The sequence below is a fragment of the Acidovorax sp. KNOB132 genome, assembly GCF_057541515.1.
The window spans coordinates 1-630 of sequence record NZ_BAAJYT010000641.1 but is presented as its reverse complement, the minus strand read 5'-3'; the positions used below and the strand labels follow the sequence as shown (position 1 = coordinate 630).

Genomic DNA, 630 nt, shown 5'->3' with positions numbered 1-630 from the left:
GGGGGCGTCGGGGGAGCGGCCGGTCACCGGCGGGGGCTCCGCGCCTTGCGGCCCGGTGGGGGCGGCGTGGCGGTTTCGGTGGCGGGCGATGCCTTGTTGGCTTGGCGGACGGCCTTGCCGCGCTCGGCGTCCTTGGCGGCCTTGCCCGCCTTGGCCGGCTTTTCAGGCGCCATGCCCGGCGGCGCCCAGCCGCGCTTGGGCGCCAGCAGCGTGCCCCGGCAGTTGGCGCTGCCGCACCAGCAGGGGTATTCGGCCTTGAGCTTGGGGGTGTAGCGCTCTTCGATGATGAGGCCGTAGTCGTAGTTCAGCTCGTCGCCCGCGGCGATGTTGCGCAGGGCGGTGATGAAGATCCGGCCGTCCTGTTCGTCGGCGAAGCAGTTGGGGTCGCAGCTGTGGTTGATCCAGCGCGATGAATTGCCGCCGAACTTTGCGTCGATCACGTGGTCTTCATCCACGTGGAAGTAAAAGGTATGGTTGGGCTGCGCGGGATCGTGCGGGTGCCGGTCCTGGGCCTCCTGCCAGCTGATGACCTCGCCCGTGTATTCGATGAGCACTTCGCCTTCGGCGATATCCTGCACGGCGAAGACGCCCTTGCCATGCACGCCCGAGCGCCGGGTCTGGAGGCGGCGC

1 protein-coding gene is annotated in these 630 nt (G+C 69.2%); it reads right to left on the bottom strand.

Annotated elements, in window-relative coordinates; all coding sequences use genetic code 11:
• Positions 1-23: 23 nt before the first annotated feature.
• Positions 24-630 (bottom strand): SET domain-containing protein (locus tag AC27IO_RS25170; RefSeq protein WP_498741339.1); only part of this gene is annotated, 607 nt, incomplete at its 5' end.